This is a genomic window from Streptomyces sp. NPDC029014, from assembly GCF_055564695.1.
Genome location: NZ_JBVHVT010000009.1, coordinates 29,788 through 48,335 on the forward strand (window position 1 = coordinate 29,788; position 18,548 = coordinate 48,335).

At 70.3% G+C, this 18,548-nt stretch carries 15 protein-coding genes and 5 pseudogenes; 12 read left to right on the top strand and 8 right to left on the bottom strand.

What is annotated here, in order from left to right; genetic code table 11:
- Positions 1–98 precede the first annotated feature (98 nt).
- Together ACZ4VL_RS06920 and ACZ4VL_RS06925 are read right to left on the bottom strand one after the other, a co-directional pair.
- Positions 99–542 (bottom strand): annotated as a pseudogene (locus tag ACZ4VL_RS06920) (GTP-binding protein); the annotation flags it as partial.
- A 309-nt stretch (positions 543–851) separates the two neighbouring features.
- Positions 852–2,093 (bottom strand): beta-ketoacyl-[acyl-carrier-protein] synthase family protein, encoded by a 1,242-nt coding sequence (locus ACZ4VL_RS06925; protein ID WP_468196757.1) that lies wholly within the window; start codon positions 2,091–2,093, stop codon positions 852–854.
- Between the two features lie 67 nt (positions 2,094–2,160).
- On the opposite strand from ACZ4VL_RS06925, the gene ACZ4VL_RS06930 reads away from it, so the two are divergent.
- Entirely contained in the window at positions 2,161–2,781 is a 621-nt protein-coding gene (locus tag ACZ4VL_RS06930; RefSeq protein WP_468196759.1) for a TetR/AcrR family transcriptional regulator, read from the top strand.
- Positions 2,782–3,512: 731 nt separating this feature from the next.
- On the opposite strand, the pseudogene ACZ4VL_RS06935 reads toward ACZ4VL_RS06930, so the two are convergent.
- Positions 3,513–4,014 (bottom strand): annotated as a pseudogene (locus tag ACZ4VL_RS06935) (hypothetical protein).
- A gap of 410 nt (positions 4,015–4,424) precedes the next feature.
- Between ACZ4VL_RS06935 and ACZ4VL_RS06940 the strand changes: the two are divergent.
- The 3 genes and pseudogenes from ACZ4VL_RS06940 to ACZ4VL_RS06950 form a co-directional block, all read left to right on the top strand.
- Positions 4,425–4,787 (top strand): RICIN domain-containing protein, encoded by a 363-nt coding sequence (locus tag ACZ4VL_RS06940; RefSeq protein WP_468196762.1) that lies wholly within the window; start codon positions 4,425–4,427, stop codon positions 4,785–4,787.
- A gap of 528 nt (positions 4,788–5,315) precedes the next feature.
- A complete protein-coding gene (locus ACZ4VL_RS06945; protein ID WP_468196965.1) occupies positions 5,316–5,993 on the top strand; it encodes a maleylpyruvate isomerase N-terminal domain-containing protein in 678 nt (225 codons plus the stop codon).
- A 99-nt stretch (positions 5,994–6,092) separates the two neighbouring features.
- Positions 6,093–6,412: pseudogene (locus ACZ4VL_RS06950) on the top strand (class I SAM-dependent methyltransferase); the annotation flags it as partial.
- Between the two features lie 320 nt (positions 6,413–6,732).
- On the opposite strand, the gene ACZ4VL_RS06955 reads toward ACZ4VL_RS06950, so the two are convergent.
- On the bottom strand, positions 6,733–7,920 hold the full coding sequence (locus tag ACZ4VL_RS06955; protein ID WP_468196764.1) for an MFS transporter: 1,188 nt from the start codon (positions 7,918–7,920) through the stop codon (positions 6,733–6,735).
- A gap of 260 nt (positions 7,921–8,180) precedes the next feature.
- Here ACZ4VL_RS06955 and ACZ4VL_RS06960 point away from each other — a divergent pair, with 260 nt between their 5' ends.
- The 5 genes from ACZ4VL_RS06960 (at position 8,181) to ACZ4VL_RS06980 (ending at position 12,028) form a co-directional block, all read left to right on the top strand.
- A complete protein-coding gene (locus tag ACZ4VL_RS06960; RefSeq protein ID WP_468196766.1) occupies positions 8,181–9,005 on the top strand; it encodes an NAD-dependent epimerase/dehydratase family protein in 825 nt (274 codons plus the stop codon).
- 14 nt (positions 9,006–9,019) lie between these two features.
- Complete coding sequence (locus tag ACZ4VL_RS06965) at positions 9,020–10,018, top strand: ElyC/SanA/YdcF family protein (RefSeq protein ID WP_468196768.1); 999 nt, start codon at positions 9,020–9,022, stop codon at positions 10,016–10,018.
- Positions 10,015–10,662 (top strand): HAD-IA family hydrolase, encoded by a 648-nt coding sequence (locus ACZ4VL_RS06970; RefSeq protein ID WP_468196770.1) that lies wholly within the window; start codon positions 10,015–10,017, stop codon positions 10,660–10,662. The genes ACZ4VL_RS06965 and ACZ4VL_RS06970 overlap by 4 nt, the downstream gene beginning before the upstream one ends.
- Positions 10,659–11,582, top strand: a complete 924-nt coding sequence (locus ACZ4VL_RS06975; RefSeq protein WP_468196772.1) for an ROK family protein — start codon at positions 10,659–10,661, stop codon at positions 11,580–11,582. The genes ACZ4VL_RS06970 and ACZ4VL_RS06975 overlap by 4 nt, the downstream gene beginning before the upstream one ends.
- Before the next feature lie 110 nt (positions 11,583–11,692).
- Positions 11,693–12,028 (top strand): transposase, encoded by a 336-nt coding sequence (locus ACZ4VL_RS06980; protein ID WP_468196775.1) that lies wholly within the window; start codon positions 11,693–11,695, stop codon positions 12,026–12,028.
- Positions 12,029–12,070: 42 nt separating this feature from the next.
- Here the strand turns inward: ACZ4VL_RS06980 and ACZ4VL_RS06985 are convergent.
- Positions 12,071–12,250 (bottom strand): annotated as a pseudogene (locus ACZ4VL_RS06985) (hypothetical protein); the annotation flags it as partial.
- A gap of 395 nt (positions 12,251–12,645) precedes the next feature.
- Positions 12,646–13,116 carry a MarR family winged helix-turn-helix transcriptional regulator gene (locus tag ACZ4VL_RS06990; protein ID WP_468196777.1) on the bottom strand — a complete coding sequence of 157 codons (471 nt, stop codon included), beginning with the start codon at positions 13,114–13,116 and terminating at the stop codon, positions 12,646–12,648.
- A gap of 59 nt (positions 13,117–13,175) precedes the next feature.
- On the opposite strand from ACZ4VL_RS06990, the gene ACZ4VL_RS06995 reads away from it, so the two are divergent.
- Entirely contained in the window at positions 13,176–13,670 is a 495-nt protein-coding gene (locus ACZ4VL_RS06995) for an SgcJ/EcaC family oxidoreductase (protein WP_468196779.1), read from the top strand.
- Between the two features lie 592 nt (positions 13,671–14,262).
- Here the strand turns inward: ACZ4VL_RS06995 and ACZ4VL_RS07000 are convergent.
- Positions 14,263–14,847 carry a TetR/AcrR family transcriptional regulator gene (locus ACZ4VL_RS07000; RefSeq protein WP_468196781.1) on the bottom strand — a complete coding sequence of 195 codons (585 nt, stop codon included), beginning with the start codon at positions 14,845–14,847 and terminating at the stop codon, positions 14,263–14,265.
- A gap of 72 nt (positions 14,848–14,919) precedes the next feature.
- Between ACZ4VL_RS07000 and ACZ4VL_RS07005 the strand changes: the two genes are divergently transcribed.
- Positions 14,920–15,771 carry a class I SAM-dependent methyltransferase gene (locus ACZ4VL_RS07005; RefSeq protein ID WP_468196783.1) on the top strand — a complete coding sequence of 284 codons (852 nt, stop codon included), beginning with the start codon at positions 14,920–14,922 and terminating at the stop codon, positions 15,769–15,771.
- 414 nt (positions 15,772–16,185) lie between these two features.
- Here the strand turns inward: ACZ4VL_RS07005 and ACZ4VL_RS07010 are convergent.
- Positions 16,186–16,667, bottom strand: a pseudogene (locus ACZ4VL_RS07010) (LuxR C-terminal-related transcriptional regulator); the annotation flags it as partial.
- Positions 16,668–17,231: 564 nt separating this feature from the next.
- Here ACZ4VL_RS07010 and ACZ4VL_RS07015 point away from each other — a divergent pair.
- Positions 17,232–18,131, top strand: a complete 900-nt coding sequence (locus tag ACZ4VL_RS07015; protein ID WP_468196786.1) for an NAD-dependent epimerase/dehydratase family protein — start codon at positions 17,232–17,234, stop codon at positions 18,129–18,131.
- Positions 18,132–18,548 lie beyond the last annotated feature (417 nt).

Consider the following 18,548-nt stretch of genomic DNA (forward strand, 5'->3'; position numbering starts at 1 on the left):
AAGCCCGTGACGAGGGCACCGCCGGCCGCGGCGATGGCGCTCACAACGGGCATCAGGAAGGGGCGGTCGGTGGCCCGGACGGGCTCGGGCACGTAGGAGTCCAGGGCCTCCACGAGCTTCCTGACCGCGGAAGTCCCCAGCCCCTTGTCGTCCTTGCCCTCCAGGGCCATCCGAGCCGACCCTCGGATGACCGGTGTGTCGTCGACCGGATAGTCGTAGGTGGCGAGCAGGTCGCGGGTGTTCATCTCTTCGAGTTCGCTCAGCTCGGCGTCGTCGACCAGGTCCGCCTTGTTGAGGAAGACCACGATGTGCCGGACACCGGCCTGGCGGGCAAGCACGATGTGCTCACGAGTCTGCGGCATGGGCCCGTCCGCCTCGGACACCACCAGAATCCCCACGTCCGCCCCGGACGCACCCGCGCTCATGTTCCCGACGAAGTCGACGCTGCCCGGAGTGTCCGTGTGCGCGTAACGCCGGGAGCTGCTCCGGTACTCGACATGCGCGGGGTGAATGGTGATCCCGGTTTGTGGGCGCGGCGGCATGCGCTCCTCACAACCTGATCGGCAGCCGGACCTTATTGCCTCGCAGGAGTCGGCCCCGCCCGGCGAGGGCACGACGATGGCCCGGCCCCGTGCTCATCCAATGGCAGTGAGTCCCGTCAGCCGCTGGTGTTCGAGCATCCAGCCGACCTTCCCGGCGCGGAGGCCAGTGTCAGGGTAGCCCGCCCCCACGCAGCCGGGGCAGCCGTCCCGCGAGGGCGCCCCGGATGTCCGGTGCCGATTGCCGAGGGCGATCACGGGGCGGATGGCCGCACGGGCAGGTCATGGTGCGGTCAGTACGGTCGAGGCGGTTCAAGATGTGTAGCGCCGTGCGTGGGTGACGATAAGTGAGACGTTCTGGCCGCCGAAGCCGAAGGAGTTGCTGAGTACAGCCCCTTGGGGGACGTCTCGTCGCTCGACCACGACATCGAGCTCGATGTCGGCGCCGACGCCGGCCGCGGTGAGGTTGCGGGTCGGCGGGATGACGCCGTGCTCCACGCTGAGGACGGCGATGAGGGCTTCGATGGCGCCGGCGGCGCCGAAGAGGTGGCCGAGGGCCGCCTTGGGCGCTGTCACGGTGGCGCGGCCGAAAACCTTGCCGATCGCGCGCGCCTCGGCGACGTCACCGACCTCGGTTCCGGTGGCATGGGCGTTGATGTGGCTGATCTGCTCGGGGGCCAGGCCGGCCTGCGCGAGGGCTTTGTGCATGGCCGCGATCTGGCCGGAGCCGTCGGGAGCGGGTGCGGTGATGTGGTGGGCGTCGGCGGCGATGCCGGCGCCGGCGAGTACCGCGTGGACGTGGGCGCCTCGGGCGACGGCGTGCTGGGCGCTTTCGAGCACCACGACTGCCGCGCCTTCGCTGATGACGAAGCCGCTGCGGTCCGCAGCGAACGGCCGTGACGCCGAGGCGGGGTCGCCGGTATACCGCGACAGTGCTTGTGCCTGGGTGAAGCCGGCGACGGTGACAGGGGTGATGGCCGCTTCGGTCCCGCCGGCGATGACCACGTCCGCCTCGCCGGCTCGGATGAGCCTTGCGCCCAGGGCGATCGCCTCGGCGCCGGAGGAGCACGCCGAGACGGGTGTGTAGACCCCAGCCCGCGCGCCGTATTCGATGCTGATCAGTGCCGCCGCCGCATTGGGCATGAGCATGGGGACCGTGCGCGGCGACACGCGCCTTACCCCGGCTGCCTCCAGTGCGTCGTCCTGCTTGAGCAGCGTCCCGACGCCACCAATGCCCGTACCGATGGCCGATGCGAGCCGGTCCGCGTCCACCTCCGGGGCACCGGCGTCGGCCCAGGCCTCGGCCGTCGCGGCGAGGGCTGCCTGCTGCGAGCGGTCGAGCCGCCTGGCCTGCACCGGCAGCAGCCGCTCGGCCGGGTCGGCCGCCATGGTGCCCGCCATGGTGGCGGGAAGGCCGGTGCCCTCGTGCCATGGCAGAACGCCGCCGCGAATGCCGGACTCGCCGGCGAGCAGAGCATCCCAGGTGGACTCCACGTCTCCACCGAGCGGGGTGATCGCCCCGAGTCCGGTCACGACGACTTCAGTGCGGTGCATCTTCCCTTGACCTTTCTTGTATGCGGTACAAGTAAACACGCCTTGTTGTATCACATACAATTAAGAGGTGGAGAAGAAGCGAACCGAGCCAGGACCGAAATCGGCCCCGTCGCGAGACCGCGGTCGCGAGACCAGGCGCCGGCTGATCGAGGCGACAGCGCGGCTCAGCGAAGAGCGGTCCGGGGCCGAGGTGAGCGTCGCGGAGATCGCGAAGGCAGCAGGCGCCTTCCCCAACCAGGTCACCTACTACTTCGGCTCCAAGGACTCGCTACTCGTGCACGCCGCCTTCCTCGGCCTGCTGCACGATGCCCGGCGGATCGAACGCATCGGTCGCCAGGCCGCCGATCCGGTGGCATTCCGGCGCAACATCGCCCGTGCCGTCTTGGCCATGCCCTCGCTTCCATCGGTCGCGCAGGCGCTTGCCGCCGCAGTCTCCAAGCCCGAACTCGCCCCCGTGGTCGACCGGCACCTCCAGTTGCTGTTCCGGCAGTCCGAACGCTTCATGGGCCAGCTCGTCGACAGTCGCGGCTGGCGAACCCGCCGACCGCTCAGCGTGGAGACCAGGACGTTCTGGAGCACCGCGCTCGGCGCGGTGCTCCTCGTCCGCGCCGGAGCGAACGGCACCGCCACCGACCTGGACCTCGCCGGAGCGCTGACCGTCCACGACGCCCCCGAGCACGGCCGCTGATCCTGCCCCGCCGCCGATCGTGCTGCTCGCGGCCCGAGGAGGCGTCACCGTCCCCCTCCCCCGGAGGCCGAGACATCGCCCGCCGTGGCCCCTACGCTCGCCGGGCCCTCACCGCTCCCGCCTGGGCTGGCACCACGGGTTGGCGGAGAAGGGGGGAACGATCGTGAACCGCGACGACGTGCCGCTCCAGGACCGCGTCGCCGCCGTGCTCGTCCTTCTCTACGCACAGCCGCTCACCCGGATCACCCGGCTCGGCACCGATGACGTCCGGCACGAGGACGGCGAGGTCCTGGTCCGGCTCGGCGATCCGCCGTCGCCCGTCCCTGCCCCCCTCGCCGGGATGCTGCTGGACTACCTGGGACAGCGGCCGAACATCATGACCGCGACCAATCGGGACTCCCGATGGCTCTTCCCCGGACGCCGGGCTGGACAGCCCATGACCCCGGAAACTCTGGAATTCCGACTCCGTCACCTGGCCTTCCCGACCCAGCGGGACGCACCGCGGCGATCCGCCACCTCGTCCTCCAGGCCCCGGCTCCGGTGGTCGCCCGGATGCTCGGCTACCACGACGACACCACCGCCCAGCTCGCCGCCGAGGCCGGAGGAACCTGGCGTCACTATGCCCCTGGCGACCACTCACGGTCACCATGAGCACTCAACAACGGAGGAATACGCGACTCCCGATTACGCGAGGTCGCCAGATTCATGCCCCATAGACGCCACTCCGAGGGCTAGGGACAGCCACCTGCTTGGTGGCGCGAGCGGGTCAGTGTCCGGGCGGCATGGGGGGCGAGCTGGCGGTACCGCTGCCACATGCCTTGCAGCTGCTCCGCGGGACGCTGCTGCTCGCCATGGAGGGCATTGAGGACGAGCAGGCCGCCAGTCGCCTTCTTCGTCTCCACGGGTTTGCCCAGCATGCGCGTGTAGGCGGTCGCGGCCAGCACGGCCCCGGTCAAGGCGGTCTTGGCGAGGGTGGAGGGCGGCGACGCCCTGCTGGGAGACGACCCGGGCCGCGTTCGGGGCGAGCAGCCCGCTGCTCCCCACCAGATCGGCGGCGATCGCGGCCGCGTCGAGCGGCGCCCACTTCGACCAGCCCGAACCGGCGATCCGGGCACCCACCTGCCAGTCGCCGCCACTCTGCTCCTCGGCGGCACCGTTCAGCCCGACCGCGCCCATCAGGGAGCCGCCGAACCAGGCGGCAAGCTGGCGGGCGGGGAGCGGCTGTACGGGCAGCGGATGGCGGGTTTCGACCTCGCGATCGTCGACGGCTGGCTCACGGCACCGCCGGCGGGCTCGGGAAGGCGCCGGTGCGCGCCGAGCGGCGGGCGTAGCGCCGGCCGCGATCGATGAGGATCGGAGCCCGGCCGGGAGGGGGTGGACGGTCGACGACGAGCGGCCGTCCTTCCGCAACGCCGAGCGGATCAGATCGGCCCCGACAGCCGACCCGACCCGGTGACGGGGCCGGCTCCTGCACTCTGGCCGGGTTGCGCGGGGTCGGTGCTGGGTAGCATCGCGACCGCAGGGTCACGTCGCGCAGTCACAGGTACGCGAGGGGTGAAATGCGAGGCAAGCGGTGGGCGACCGTAGCCGCGGTCGCAGCTCTGGCAGCCGGTCTCGGAAGCGGGCCGGCGAGTGCCGAGCCATTGAGGACCAGGTTCGCCAACTATGCGGGGATCGAGGCGTGTCTGGCCTATCAGGCGGACTACGGCATCCACGTATTCCAGTGCAACACCTCGGCTTACGAGAAGTGGTACTGGGACGACGCTCTGGAGTACACCGCGCTGCGGAACCAGGGCAGCGGACTGTGTCTGACCGCGCGCAACGGTCAGTCGGTCATGAAGCCATGCCTGGCAACGGACCGGGCGGCCACGTGGTTGATCGACGAGTCCAACCCCCGGAGAATCATCAACGCCGTCACACACACCTGCCTGGCCCGGCTGGCGAGCGGCCTCGTCCACCTCACGACCTGCACGGGAGGCGAATCCCAGCGCTGGTGGCTTTCCTGACGGCCGGGCGCGGGCACGTCTACCTGTGAGCGACGAGCCCGATGCCAGGACCGTCCTGGTGTTTCTGTACGCCACGACGGTCCCCTGATCGATGGCCTGGGCCGTGGTGCCGGTGTGGATGAAGCCGGCCTCGGCCAGGACTCGGCCGGAGGGTGGGTTATCGGGGTGGTGCCTCGCTTCGAGGCGTTGACAACCAGGTCGCCGGGCCGGTGGAGCTGGCCAGCGGTTAGGCGAGGCTGCGTTCGCCGAGTCGCGGTAGCCTCCCAGGCGGGCATCGAGGAGCCAGCCGGCTCCCTCGCAATTCATCGAGAACTCCAGCCAGCGCCGTCGATCCCGACCCCGGCGAAGCCGCGTCGGACTGACGCCAGCCTCCTGGATGAAGACGCCGAGGAGCCGACGGGCCAGGGATGTTGCTATGGCGGCCTTCGGGGCTGATGAAGACGCGCAGCCGCACGATGCCGGTGATCACCGGTCTATCCGAACACCGGGCCAGGGCTGGTGCCGGCACGGGTTGGTAGTTTGATCACCATGAATCTGGGGCGGGTGCTGGATGGATTCGCAGCGGAGTGCGATGCCATGGGTCGGGGGCTGGAAGCGGTCGCCGACTCCGACTGGAATCGTCCGACGCGGTGCGATCCGTGGTCGGTGCGCGCGTTGTTGGGTCATGTATGCGTCGTGGTGGGCTGGCTTCCGGCCATGCTCGATGCCGAGGCGCCGAAACGGGCCGAGTGCTCGGCGGCCGAGTACTACCGTCCCGATCACCGTTTTGATGCGGCGACCAATACCACCCGAATCGCCCTGGGACGTCAGCGCGTTGACGACGTACCCGACGGTGGACTGGCCGCGGAGTTCACGAAGGTGTGGCGCGGTGTCGAGGCCCGGTGTAGGCGTGAGCGCGACGATCGCGTGGTGCGTACTCGCCATGGCGATGACATGTTGCTGAGCGACTTCCTGCTCACCCGTGTCGTGGAGGTCGCCGTTCACGGTCTGGACCTGTCCGACGCTTTGATGGTTGAGCCGTGGCTGACTCCGTCGGCTGCGGACTTGGTGCTGGGATTGCTGCTCGGGGATGGCGCGTCCCGTGCCAACGCCCTCGGGTGGGGCCAGGCGCGTTTGCTGCGCAAGGCCACCGGGCGGGAACCGCTGGTCGCCCAGGAGCCCGAGCAGCTCGCCCGGCTGGGTATCCACTGGTTGGCCCTGGGCTGAGCCCATTCAGTCGAACTGATCCCCGGCCCCGGAAGTCCGCGAGGCCGAGTGTGTAGACCGAAGCGACCAGGTTGAGTGTGTAAACCGAAGCAACGCCGCGGGGAACAGCGGTTCGATGTGGTGCTGTCGCGGCACCTGGTGTGGACGCTGCCCGATCCGGAGGCCGCGCTGCGCGACTGGGTGACTCGCTTGCGACCGGGAGGCCGGCTGGTGCTGGTCGAGGGCTGTTGGCGTGAAGCAGGCCCACGGGGTGTCCCGCATGTGGCCGGGGCCGAATCGCTGCCGTGAGCGGCGGAATCAGATCCGAGGACCTCGCCGCGGCCGTGCGCCCTCTTGCTGCCGATGTGCGCGTCGAACTGCTCAGCGCTGACTGCGACTTGTGGGATGGTCCGGTGGACGACGAACGGTACGCGCCCTGATCGCAAGCCTCTGATGCGCCGAGCAAGCGCATCCAACGGCGGGAAGACGCTTTGCCGGTGATCCGGACCATGGGGTTCCTGTGGAGGAGTCGGGGAGATCCGGGGGCGGGGACAGGGCCTACCTGGCTGGGATCCGCTGCTCCGCGAGAACGGGGTTGAAGTGGGCAGGGGTTCTCGGTAACGCTGGGGCCACCGGCCTCGATCACCCTTGCGGTCGGTGGACACGCGTACGGACTGGAGATCCCAATGCCGAATGACGTTCACCAGGGGACGGCAGTGACCACGAACGGTCTTGCTTTACCTAGGCCGGGGCGCCTGCCTCACGCACGGACCACGGCAGCTCGGTGCGCTGCTATCGCGGCGCACACCGCGAGCCCCGCGATCGCCACGGGGACCGGCCCCGGCCCCTGTACCGCGACCAGCCAGCCCGTGGCCGCCGGGAACACGATGCTTCCCACCATCGAAGAGGACGCGGCCAGCCCTGTCGTCCGCCGGTCGCCACCCGCCTTCGCGATCCAGGCGAGGCCCGTCGGGAACACCGGCCCGAGAAACAGACCCGCCAGCGAGTAGCCGGCCAGGGTCATGCCGGGGGCGGTCGCCAGTAGCAGCCCGCCGGCGGTTCCCAGCAGTCCGATCGTGACGACCCTGGGCGCGGCGACGCGCGATGCCAGCGGCACCATCAGGAACTTCGACAGCGCGGTGCCGGCCCAGAAGACGGCGAGGACGCGCGCCGACGAGGAATCCGTGAACCCCTCGTGCACGATGTGCTTCGCCGCCCAGCTGCCGATTCCGGTCTCGATTCCGCCGTAGAGCGCGTACAGAAGGAAGAATCCGACGAACGATGCGCTGCGGGCCGCCCCCGGCCGACCCTCCTCGGCTGTACGGGTACCGGTACCCGCACCCGTGCCAGTGTCCATGCCCGTGTGCGCGGGACCGGCTTGGAATTCTGCGACCCGTCGTACCCGCACGCACAGCAGAGCCCCGACAGCCGCGACGAGAAACCCGTAAGGCCTCCCTGTGGAGATGGAAACACTCGCTATAAGCGGACCAGCGATGGTTCCGGCTGCAAACATTCCGTTGACCAGATTTACGAGTGAAACCCCCTCTTTCTGGCGGGCGAATATGCTGTTCACCGCGAGGACGAGCACTCCGGATCCGAAGCCTGCAAAGAGACAGGAGGAGGCCGTAAGCCAGAGATCCCCGGCGAGGAATACGCCGCCACAGCCGATTGAATAGACGAGTGCGGCCGGAAGAATGATCCGGCTCTCCGGCATGCGGCTGGCCGACATCGCAGCCATGGCCGCCAGGGCACCCGCGAAATACGAGGTGATCAGCAGGGAGGCGCCGCCGGCCCCTGCTCCGAAACGCTCCTCGAAGAGGGGCAGCAGCGGCCCGGTGCTGGACTGTGAGATCCCGATCAGGAAGAACGCGGCCAGCGCTGACGGGAACCCGGGAGCCTGGCTGAGTTTCCTTCCGACCGGCCGAATCAAGGTTCGATCGTTTTTCATCGGGGCCCTCTTCCTTCCTATCCGAGTCGATGCGTCCATTCGTTGCGGATGGTGCGCCATGGCTATCACGAAATGCGCCATTCTGCGGAGTGATGTGCGCCACAAAGAGCCCTTTCGGCCAACCTTCAAAGCCCTCTGGCGAGAACCTGACGAGATCGTCTAGCGTCGAATCGAGCGGCTTGCAGATTGCCTATGCAACCGCATGGCGATGATCGACTCCCTCCCCGGGATTCGAAACGACAAGGCAATTGGAGAGTTCCATGCGCATCGCTGTCACGGGTGGCGACGGATTCATAGGGCGCTACGCAGTCGAGTACCTTCGCGAAAACGGGCACGAAGCTTTCGCCATCGACCGGGCATCCGGAATCGACATCCTTGAGGACAAGCTCGAAACCTCGCTCAAAAACGTGGAGGGCGTCATCCACCTTGCGGGCGTGCTCGGCACCGACGAGCTGTTCGACATGGTGGAGACCGCCATCGACGTCAACGTCAAGGGCGCCTACCGGGTGCTGGAGGCCTGCCGCAAGAACGAGGCCCGCTTCGTCGGGATCACCATGCCTCAGGTGTGGAAGAACGTGTACCAGACGACCAAGCTCTGTGCGCAGAACCTGTCGTACGCCTGGCACGAGAACTTCCAGGTCCCGGTCAGCCACGTGCGCGCCTTCAACGCCTTCGGCCCCGGCCAGAAGCACTACGGCGTCCAGAAGATCGTCCCCACCTTCGCCCTCAAGGCGTGGAGCGGCGAGCCCATCCCCGTCTGGGGCGACGGCTCCCAGACCGTGGACCTCGTCCACTCCGCCGACCTGGGCCGCATGCTCGCCGACGCCCTGGACTTCGGCGACTGCGAGGTGTTCGACGGAGGCACCGGCGTCGCCTTCACCGTCAACCAGGTCGCCGAGATGGTCCTGGAGATCACCGGGTCCAAGGCCGGCATCGAGTACCTGCCGATGCGCAAGGGCGAGACCAAGACCGACCTCGTGGCCGAGGGCGAGGGCTGGGACAAGCTCGGCTGGCACCCGGACTTCCGCAGCTCCGACATGGAGGAGACGGTCCTGCACTACCGTCAGTTCGCCAAGCAGTCCTAACGATTGAAGGTGCCGTGGACTTCTACTCCGACGCCTTGGGCCAGCTTCCGCCTGCCGATCCGGGCACGACGGACGGTGCCCTGGACGTACAAGTGATCGTGGAGGGCCCGGGGGGAGAGCCCCGCGCCTCCTTCGGCCTGGTCCTCGGCCCGTCCGACGCGGCAGGCCGCTGGTGGGGCGACTCGCCGGCGGCCGCCGTCCGCCTCACCGTCCCGTACGACGCCCTGCGCGACGCGCGGGGCGCCGCAGTCCCCGGTACGGGCCTGGTCATGTCCGGCCGGGTCACGATCCGCGGCGACTTGGCGGCCCTCGCCCGGGCCCACGGCTCGGCGCGGGGACCAGCCATGCGGTCCTACCTCGCCCACCTCGCGAAGGCCTTCGGCCACCCGGCCGCCGACACCACGACCCCGGTCCCGCCCGGCCCCGACGTGGTCGCGGTCCTCGCCGCTCCCAACGACGACCGCGGCGCGCTCAGCGTCATGGCCCAGGACCGCTCGCTGGCCGCACTGACGGCGGTCCGCACCGCCGACACCCCCACCCGCCTCGTGCTGACCGGCGGTTTCGGCGCCCAGTTCAACACGAGCGACGAGCCCCACTGGAGGCACTGCGCACGCTGGCTGGCTCAGGAGCACGGCATGCGCGACGACGAGTACGCCGCCTGCCTGGAGACCCGGCACAGCTCGGACGACGCCCTGTTCCTCAGGGAGTTCGTACGCCTGCGCGGCGCCGGCCGGGTCACCGTGGTGACCTCGGACTACCACGCCACCCGTGTGCGCCACCTGCTCGGCCTGGTGCTCCCCAGCGCCACCGTACTGGAGGTGTCCCACCCGGCCCTGGCGGCGGATCACCTGGCCGCGCTGCGCGCACACGACGAGACGGCGCTCGGCAAGACGGTCGCCGCCACCCTCCTCTTCGGCCCCGACCGGCTGACGGCGGCCCTCCATGTCGGCAACAACGGCGCGGCCGACCGCTTCTCGATGGGGGATGCGGTGGGTGCGGTGAGGAACCCGTGACCGAAATCCGCTGTGACGCCGTCCTGTTCGACCTCGACGGAGTGCTCGTCCGGTCGATGGAACTGATCGAGCGCATCCTCCGTGAATGGGCGGCCGGACACGGGCTGGACCCCGATACCTGCGTCGCCCTCTCCCACGGCCGGCGCGACATCGACCTGGTCCGCCTGGTCGCGCCGCACCTCGACGCCGAGGCGGAAGCTGCCCGCATCACCCGCCGCGAGGAGTGCGACGTCGCGGGACTCCTCCCCGTCCCGGGCGCGCTCCCCCTGGTCGCGGCGCTGCCCGCGCACCGGTGGGCCGTCGTCACCTCCGGAACCGGAAAAGTGGCCCGGGCCCGCCTCGCCGCGGCCGGCGTACCGCGCCCCGCCCACCTGATCGCGGCGGAGGACATCACCGAGGGCAAGCCCGACCCCGAGGGCTACCTCCGCGCCGCCGAACTCCTCGGCACGGCACCCGACCGGTGCGCGGTCGTGGAGGACGCCTCCGCCGGCATCGACGCAGCCCTCGCCGCAGGCATGCAGCCCATCGGCCTCGGCGACGCCGTTCGCGGATCCGCCCAGCCCCTCACCGCCTGGGTGCCGGACCTGCGCGCCATCACCTGCCTCCCAGCCCCCGACGGGCTCGTACTCAAGGTCACCGCATGAGACACGTCATCGCCCTCGACGTCGGCGGCACCAGCATGAAGGCGGCCCTGATGGCCGAAAATGGCGCCCTGCTGCTGCGAGAACGCCGCCCCACCCCCGCCGCGGCCGGCCCCGACCGGGTCGTGGCCGCCCTCGTCGACTTCGCAGTCCACCTGCGCAACCACGGCGAACGGGAGTACGGTCGCCCCGCGGTGGCCATCGGCGTCGGCGTACCGGGCTTCGTCGACGAGGCCACCGGTACGGCCCTGTACGCCGCGAACATCGGCTGGCGGAACGTGCCCCTGCGCACACTGCTCACCGACCGGCTCGGCGGCATCCCGGTTGCCGTGGGCCACGACATGCGCACCGGCGGCCTCGCAGAAGCCCGCCTCGGCGCCGGTCGCGGCCTGGACCGGTTCCTCTTCATCGCGCTCGGCACCGGCATATCCGCCGCCATCGGCATGGACGGCCGGTTCGAGGCCGGCGCCCACGGCGCGGCCGGCGAAATCGGCCACATCGTCGTACGGCGCGGCGGCCGTGCCTGCAACTGCGGCCAGTCCGGCTGTCTGGAAACCGTCGCCTCCGCCTCAGCGGTCGCCCGCGCCTGGGCCGAGGCCGGCGGCGATCCCGGCGCCACCGCGGCCGACGCGGCCGAAGCCGTCCGCCGGGGCGACCCCCGCGCCACGGCCGTCTGGGACGACGCGATCGCCGCCCTCGCCGACGGTCTGGCCATCGGGGTCCACCTCCTCGACCCCCGCGCCCTGGTCCTCGGGGGCGGCCTCGCCGAATCCGGAGACCTCCTCTTCACCCCCCTGGCGGGGGCCCTCGACGCACGCCTCACCCATCATCCCCACCACCCCGCCCTCCTCCCCGCCGCTCTCGGCGACACGGCGGGCTGCCTCGGCGCCGCGCTGCTCGCCTGGGACCTCCTGCCCGGCTGAACGGACGGGCAGCACGCCTGAGAGCCTGTCGGGTGGCTGTTCATGCGTGATGCGTGACGCTTGCGATCTGCCTTTCGGTCATGGCGACGGCCCCGGAATGATCACGCGGTGTGTGCCAGTGCGACAACTCCGAGGCCGTCAGCGGCCCGCGCCATCCGTCCAGCCTGACCGATGAGACGTGGGAGATCAACCAGCCGCTCCTTCCTGTGCGTGACCTGCGAAAAGGACGCGGGGTGCGCAAGTACGGAGACCGGTTGGTCCTCGACTCGATCTTCTACGTGCTGCGCTCGGGCTGCCAGTGGCGGATGCTCCCGCACGACCTGATGCCCTGGGACGCGGCCCACCGCTGGTTCACCAAATGGCGCCGGGACGGCACCTGGGACCGCATCCACGACGCGTTCGCCGGCGGGTGCGGGAGGAAGCCGGGAAGCCGGGCGGGATCCTGAGCCGTCGGCCGCCGTGATCGACGCCCCGCCGATCAAGACCAGCGGGTGCGCGAGCGGCCAGGCCGGGAAGGTGTTGGTGGAGAACCGGGAGTGGACCAGGGCGAGCACCGAGGCGAAGCGGCGGTCGGAGAGGTCGGGGAAGAAGGGCTCCAGCTGGCCGGTGGTCAGCATGCCGTTGAAGACGATGGTGCGGGCCGACAGCGAGGGGAAGTAGAGGGCGGCGAGGCGCGGGGATTTGACGCGGGCAAGCGAACGACAGGACGGAAGAGACCCGTGATCGTTGACACGATGGGCCTGCTGCTGGTCGTCGCCGTCACCTCCGCGTTTCGAAGTGGCCGGAGCCGAGTGCTTCTGCGAAGCCCGCGCCCTGCCGGTCGATCCGTGCTCTCAGGTGGGGCCCAGCGCATGTCGGCCGGCGCCACCTGCCCGCCGGGACATGGCGTGTTCCACATGGTGGTGGCGTGTGCACCTGCCGTTGACGGGCAGGTCCACCGCCTGTCGGTCGGCTTGCGGCGCCCGGTCGACGGTGCGCTGCACGTCCGGCTGGACACGCGCGTAGTGCCCAGCAGAATCTGAGCCGGATTCCGCTCCTGTTGAGCCCACACCTCCGACGCGCTTCATCCCTCAGCTCCGCCCGACGGGCCGATCCGCCCCGCCTGCTCCTCTTGCACCTGCCGCGCCGTCTGCAGGAAGTCCAGGATCACGGCGAGTTCGGTCTCGCCGTAGCCCCTGAGAGCGCGCAACCCGGCCTCGCCAACCGGGCGGTAGACCTCCCGCTCGATGTCCCGCGCGGCGTCGGTGGCAGCCACCAGGACACGTCGCCGGTTGCCCGGATCGCGCTCGCGGAGTGCCAGACCGGCGCGTTCCAGGCGGTCGATGACGGTGGTGGTCGCAGCCGGGCTCAGGTTCAGGCCGACCGCCAGCTCTCCGGCTGCCATCGCTCCGCCGCCGAGGATCAGGTCGAGGCACCGCAGGTCCGTGCGATTGAGCCGGAGCCGAGCGGCAACGGCCTCGTCGAAGGTGTCGAAGCTCTGCTGGAGCAGCCTGAGCTGCATCGCGACCTCACGCCGCATTTCATCTTTCGACATTCGAAACTTCCTGTTATCGTAATATTCGAGAGTCGAAACAATATCACTCGGGAGGTCCCATGCCCACCGACGACGACCGGATCCTCGGCCTGTACGCGCGCCTGATGCAGGCTTGGACCGCCAACGACGCCGACGCGTACGGCGCCTGCTTCACCGAGGACTGCGACTACGTGTCCTACGACGGCACGCGCGCCATCGGCCGCACGCCCGTGGTGGACAACCACGATCGCCTCTTCCGCGGCGTGCTCGCGGGATCGGCCCTGGTCGGGGAGTGCGAGTCGATCCGGTACGTCACCCCGGACGTGGCCGTCGTGCACGGCACGGCCTCGGTACTGATGCCCTGGCGGGCCGAGCTCCCCGAGCGCCGGCTGTCCCGGCAGACGCTCGTCGCGATCCGCGCCGCCGGAACCTGGCGGTTCACCGCACTGCACAACGGGCGAGTCAGACCGATCGCCATTCCCGCACCCGACTCGCTGCCGTCACGGCTCTCGCAGGCGGCATCCCGGGCTGCTCGCGCACTCGGCGTGGGCGCCCGGCCCGCACCCCGTACCTGACGCCTTCCGGTTCGGACTCGCCTGGTCTGCGAAGCCCAAGTCGGCATGCGCTCTTGCCTCGAAGGTACGACCGAGTCCGGGACCCACCGGCTCGGCAGCGGAAAACGCTGCCGACGGCGACGAAATGCCCCTTGGGTGTCCGCGCCACCTCCACAGCCTGACGCCCTGCACTCACCAGCCTCGACGTACGCCCCACCGGAGTCCGCCCCCGACCCCCGTAGACCGCCCGGCACCAGCCGGGCAGCCTACGCGCTCGGGATGCGATCACACCCGAACCCGTTGATGTTGCAGGCATGCCGGACACCTCACGGCTGCGTGTCGGCCCCACCGGTTGCCGCCCGGTCTTTGGCGCGCCAGGCTGCCCGGTTGAAGGCAGCGGCCACCAGCTCGCCATGGGTGCTGCCTCGCCCGCACCGCCGGGCCCTCGACCCAGCCGAAGGCACCCACCCCCGTGTTGAACAAGCACGAACCCCGCCCGCACTCGCCGGCGCGCCATCCGCCAACTCCGTTGGCGTTGTGAACGCGGGAAACTGGCACCTTCGGTGCACCCGGCACCCCCCCAGCACGCCTTTCTGCAGTTCAGCGCGCGTTCTTACTCGGCGCCGGCTATCACTGCGGCCACGACCCTGTACACGTCTCCGGCCTTCGGGGGGACGCCCCGCCTGTCTGCCAACAGCATGTGCGCGGCTCCGATCAGGGCGGGAGCGAACGTCTCCACGTCGGCGTCCGCAGCGATACGACCGAGTTCACGCTCGGCGGCGAGGTAGGAGGCGATCGCGCTCGCAGCATCCGTCAGGATCGGAACGCCGGTCGGCTTGACCTCGCGCAGCCGGCAGCGCAGACCGTCGCGGGAGGTGACGAGGCTGACGATCGCCACTGCGGTCGACCCGAACAGCTCGATGAGCGCCTGGGTGAGATTGTCGGCGACGGTGCCGGTCCCGGCGGACTTGTACAGAGTTGCGGCTTGCTCGTCGAGCCGGGCGATGCGGTCCAGTACGAGTTCGGCGAGGAAGGCGTCGAAGTCGGCGAAGTGCCGGTGCAGTACGCCCTTGGCGCAGGCCGCCTCCGTGGTGACGGCGCGGCTGGTCAGCGCACTCGGCCCGTCCCGGAGCAGGACGCGCTCGGCGGCGTCGAACAGCTGGTGGCGGACGTCGCGGATGGCAACTCCTGTGGGCACCGTGCATCTCCTTCTTCTCGTGATGGCCCGTTCCGATTGACGAGTGGGCATGTGCCCACTCATAGTGGGCACATGCCCACTTTACCGCCGGAGAAAAGAACTCCTCGTTCCGAACCCGCAATTCATCAGCAGCGGAACGTAGCGGAGTCATACGGATCGAACGCCGAACGCTACGACCGGAGTCGACCCCGCTACCCCCAAGCCCTGGTGGACCGGATCCTCGCAACCAGTCCCGGCCCCGACGTCCTCGACGTCGGCTGTGGAACCGGCATCGCGGCCCGGCAGTTCGGAGCGGCAGGCGCGAGAGTGCTCGGCGTCGACATCGACGCCCGGATGGCCGACCTGGCGCGGCAACGCGGACTCGACGTAGAGGTGGCGGCGTTCGAGACCTGGGACCCGGCCGGCCGGAGGTTCGACGCAGTCGTCTCCGCGCAGACCTGGCACTGGGTGGACCCGGTCGTCGGCGCCGCCAAAGCGGCGCAGGCCCTGCGCCCTCGCGGTCGGCTGGCCCTGTTCTGGAACGCGGGCTGGCCTTCGCCCGAAGTGGCGGCAAGCTTCACCGAGGTCTACCGCCGCGTGATGCCCGACTCGCTCGCCGCACGTCAGTGGACGGTACCGGCCGTGAACGGGTACGCCGCGCTCTGCACCAAGGCGGCTGACGGGATCCGGGAAGCAGGCGCGTTCACTGACCTCGAACAGTGGCGTTTCGACTGGGACCATACCTACACGCGCGACGACTGGCTGGATCAGCTGCCCACCCAGGGTGCCTTCACCCGGCTTCCGCAGAACGCGCTCGAGGACCTCCTGGACGGTGTCGGCGCCGCCATCGACGCGGCAGGCGGCCGCTTCACGATGCAATACGCCACCTTGGCTGTCACCGCGACACGAACCGACGGCGAGGTGCCGGGGGCGCATCGTCCTTGAACTTCGTCACCCGCTGGGGAGAGTCAGCGAGGACCGCGTAGGCGTCCGGTCCCAGGCGGTCGCGTAGTCGTCCCTGGTCTCGACACCGATCAGCACGGTCCTCACCTGGGGACGCGTGTGGAAGCAGGCGGCCGCGGCTTGGTCCCACATCAGGACGCGCCTGACGGGGCTGAGCCCTCGCCGAGGGTGCACCTCTCCGACACCGTCACGTCCCGGCGCAGTTCGAACGCGGCCACGCCCCTGACGGGGCGGGTCGAGGCATTCGCCGGTCAAGTAAGACCAGACCCGCGTGACGTACCAACGGCTGGGGACTCCCGGGCTCAGGGCACGGTCCGGTCAACCGCGCGCAGCCGGTCGTCCTGGTAGTAGCGGCTGGGTCAACCGCTCCCGCAACCCGCCTCACCGGCCCGATTCCTAGGCCGCGATCACTGCCTTGGCGCGGTCGCGGACGTCCAGCTTGCCGAAGGTGCCGGTGATGTGGTTCTTGACCGTGGAGACGCTGATGTCCAGGTCCGCGGCGATCTCCGCGTTGTCGAGGCCGGCGGCCAGGAGGTGCCAGATCTCCCGCTCGCGCGGGGTTATTCCGGGCGGAACCGTGGCCGTGGTCGGGCGGGGACGTGGGTCCGAACGTAGGCGGATAGCAGCCCGGGTGCGACGCCCGCCTCGCCGCCGTGCACGGTGCGGACCGCGGGGCGGAGTTCTTCCGGTGAGACGTCTTTCGGGCGGAAGCCGTGGGCTCCCGCGCGTAGGGCGGCGACCACGTACTCGTCCACGTCCACGGTGCTGAGGGCCAGAACGCGGACCTCGGGGAGGGCGCGCGCCAGCTCCGCGGTGGCCTGGACGCCGTCGAGGAGGGGCATCCGGATGTCCATGACGACCACGTCGGGTCGCAGTTCATCGCCCTCAACGGAGCGGGCGACCGGCTCGGTGAGCTCCTGGTCGACAACCCGGCGCTGCGCCGGCGCGCCATGGAACTGGGCTACCGGATCCTGGATCCGGCCGGCGCGGTGGCCGGCGACCAGCTGTCGGACCTCCTCGGCGAGCGGAGGGTCCCGATGCCGGCTCTGCGGAGCCGTGCCCCGGATCCGGTTCCCGGAGCAGATGATCTCCATCGTCGGCGACTGCCCTCCCGCCCGGCTCCCGGACCCGGCGCAGTGACCGTGCGCTGCACCCCGGGCCGACCTCGCCGCACGGTCCTGACCGCCGTCACGCTGGCCCGCCTGTGGGTGCTGGCCGCGCTGCCCGGCTGCTCGCGGGGCTGGGGTGAGCCGGTGACCCTGCGGGTGCTCGCGAGCTCCGAACCCTGCGGTTCCGGTTCGACACGGACAAGCCGAGCGGGCTGCGGACACCGTGACGCGGATCACGCCGGCCGGGGGCGGGTGGCGTGTCACGAACGGGACGGCTCCCTTGTCTTCTTGTCGTACCCGTGAGGCCGTGAGGCCCGTCCCAGGAGGTTGACGATGAGAGTCCTGCTCGCCGGAGCGACCGGTGCCATAGGCCGTCCGCTGACCCGCGCCCTGATCCGCGGCGGGCACGAGGTGCTGGCACTGGCGCGGACGGGCGGCTCCGCCGCGGCCGTGCACGCCCTCGGCGCCGAGCCCGTACGCGCCGACGTGCTGGACCGGGACGGCCTGCTGCGCGCCCTGGACGGTCTGGCGGCGGACGCGGTGATCCACCAGCTGACCGCGCTCAAGGCGCCCAAGCTGAGGCTGACCGCGGACGACCCCAGCAACGTGCTGCGCGGGCGCGGCACGACGAACCTACTGGAGGCGGCCGGTGTCCTAGGGGCGGGCCGATTCCTCACCCAGTCCCTCGTCCTCGGCTACGGCTACCGCGACCACGGCGACCGGTTCCTCACCGAGGAGGATCCGTTCGGCGTCTTCGGCGGCTCCGTCGCCGACCACGTGATCACCGGTCTCCTGGAGGCCGAGCGGCGACTCTTCGCCGCCGATCAGGTGGCGGGGCTCGCACTGCGGTACGGGGTGTTCTACGGTCCGGGGACCTGGTTCGACCCAACCCCGGGGAGCCGGGCCATGCCCGTCCCGCTGGGCGGGGGCGGCGTGGTGCCGTGGGTCCATGTCGAGGACGCCGCCGAGGCCACCGTCGCGGCCCTGGAACGGGGACGGGCGGGCGAGGCGTACAACATCGTCGACGACCGGCCGTCTCACTGGGGCGAGCTCGCCGCAGCGCGCGGCGGCCGCCGGATCCTGCTCCCCGGCTGGGCGCTGCGGCTGATGGTCCCGTACCTCGGCGAGCTCATGCTGAAGACCCGACTGCGGGTCTCCCACTCGAAGGCGACCCGCGAACTCGGCTGGACCCCCCGGTACCCGGACCACCGGGCAGGCATGCGCGCCGTCTGAACCGGCCCTCCGGCTGGGGGGGGACAACACCCGGGACGGATGCCGGTCAACACCACGTACCCTTCCCCGCTTCCCACGTCTTGGTCTGGCGGACACCGAGGTAGTCGACCCTTTGGATGGCCCGGGGACGTGTCGCGGGTGTAGTGCTGCATGCCGTCGACCTCCGAGCCCGCTGATCACTCCGCCGAAGGCCTGGCCGGTGCCGCTCGGCGTACTGCCGCGCGCCCAGTCGCCTGCGCCCTGCGCCCTGCGCCCTGCGCCCTGCGCCCACAGCCAACGAGTGTCACGCCGACCAGCAAGGGAATTGGCCAGCAGGATCGTCACCAGCCGCAGACGGCTGTGATCATCCTCGGACCTGTTGGGTTGGGGCAGTTCCGGCGTGCTCGTCGCCTCGGCGAGGGCGAGGCGACTGCCCTT

Coding starts and splice junctions, on each gene's coding strand:
- ACZ4VL_RS06925 (WP_468196757.1), bottom strand. CDS start 2,093: ATGCACCGCACTGAAGTCGTCGTGACCGGACTCGGGGCGATCACCCCG.
- ACZ4VL_RS06945 (WP_468196965.1), top strand. CDS start 5,316: ATGAATCTGGGGCGGGTGCTGGATGGATTCGCAGCGGAGTGCGATGCC.
- ACZ4VL_RS06955 (WP_468196764.1), bottom strand. CDS start 7,920: ATGAAAAACGATCGAACCTTGATTCGGCCGGTCGGAAGGAAACTCAGC.
- ACZ4VL_RS06960 (WP_468196766.1), top strand. CDS start 8,181: ATGCGCATCGCTGTCACGGGTGGCGACGGATTCATAGGGCGCTACGCA.
- ACZ4VL_RS06975 (WP_468196772.1), top strand. CDS start 10,659: ATGAGACACGTCATCGCCCTCGACGTCGGCGGCACCAGCATGAAGGCG.
- ACZ4VL_RS06990 (WP_468196777.1), bottom strand. CDS start 13,116: ATGTCGAAAGATGAAATGCGGCGTGAGGTCGCGATGCAGCTCAGGCTG.
- ACZ4VL_RS06995 (WP_468196779.1), top strand. CDS start 13,176: ATGCCCACCGACGACGACCGGATCCTCGGCCTGTACGCGCGCCTGATG.
- ACZ4VL_RS07005 (WP_468196783.1), top strand. CDS start 14,920: ATGCCCACTTTACCGCCGGAGAAAAGAACTCCTCGTTCCGAACCCGCA.
- ACZ4VL_RS07015 (WP_468196786.1), top strand. CDS start 17,232: ATGAGAGTCCTGCTCGCCGGAGCGACCGGTGCCATAGGCCGTCCGCTG.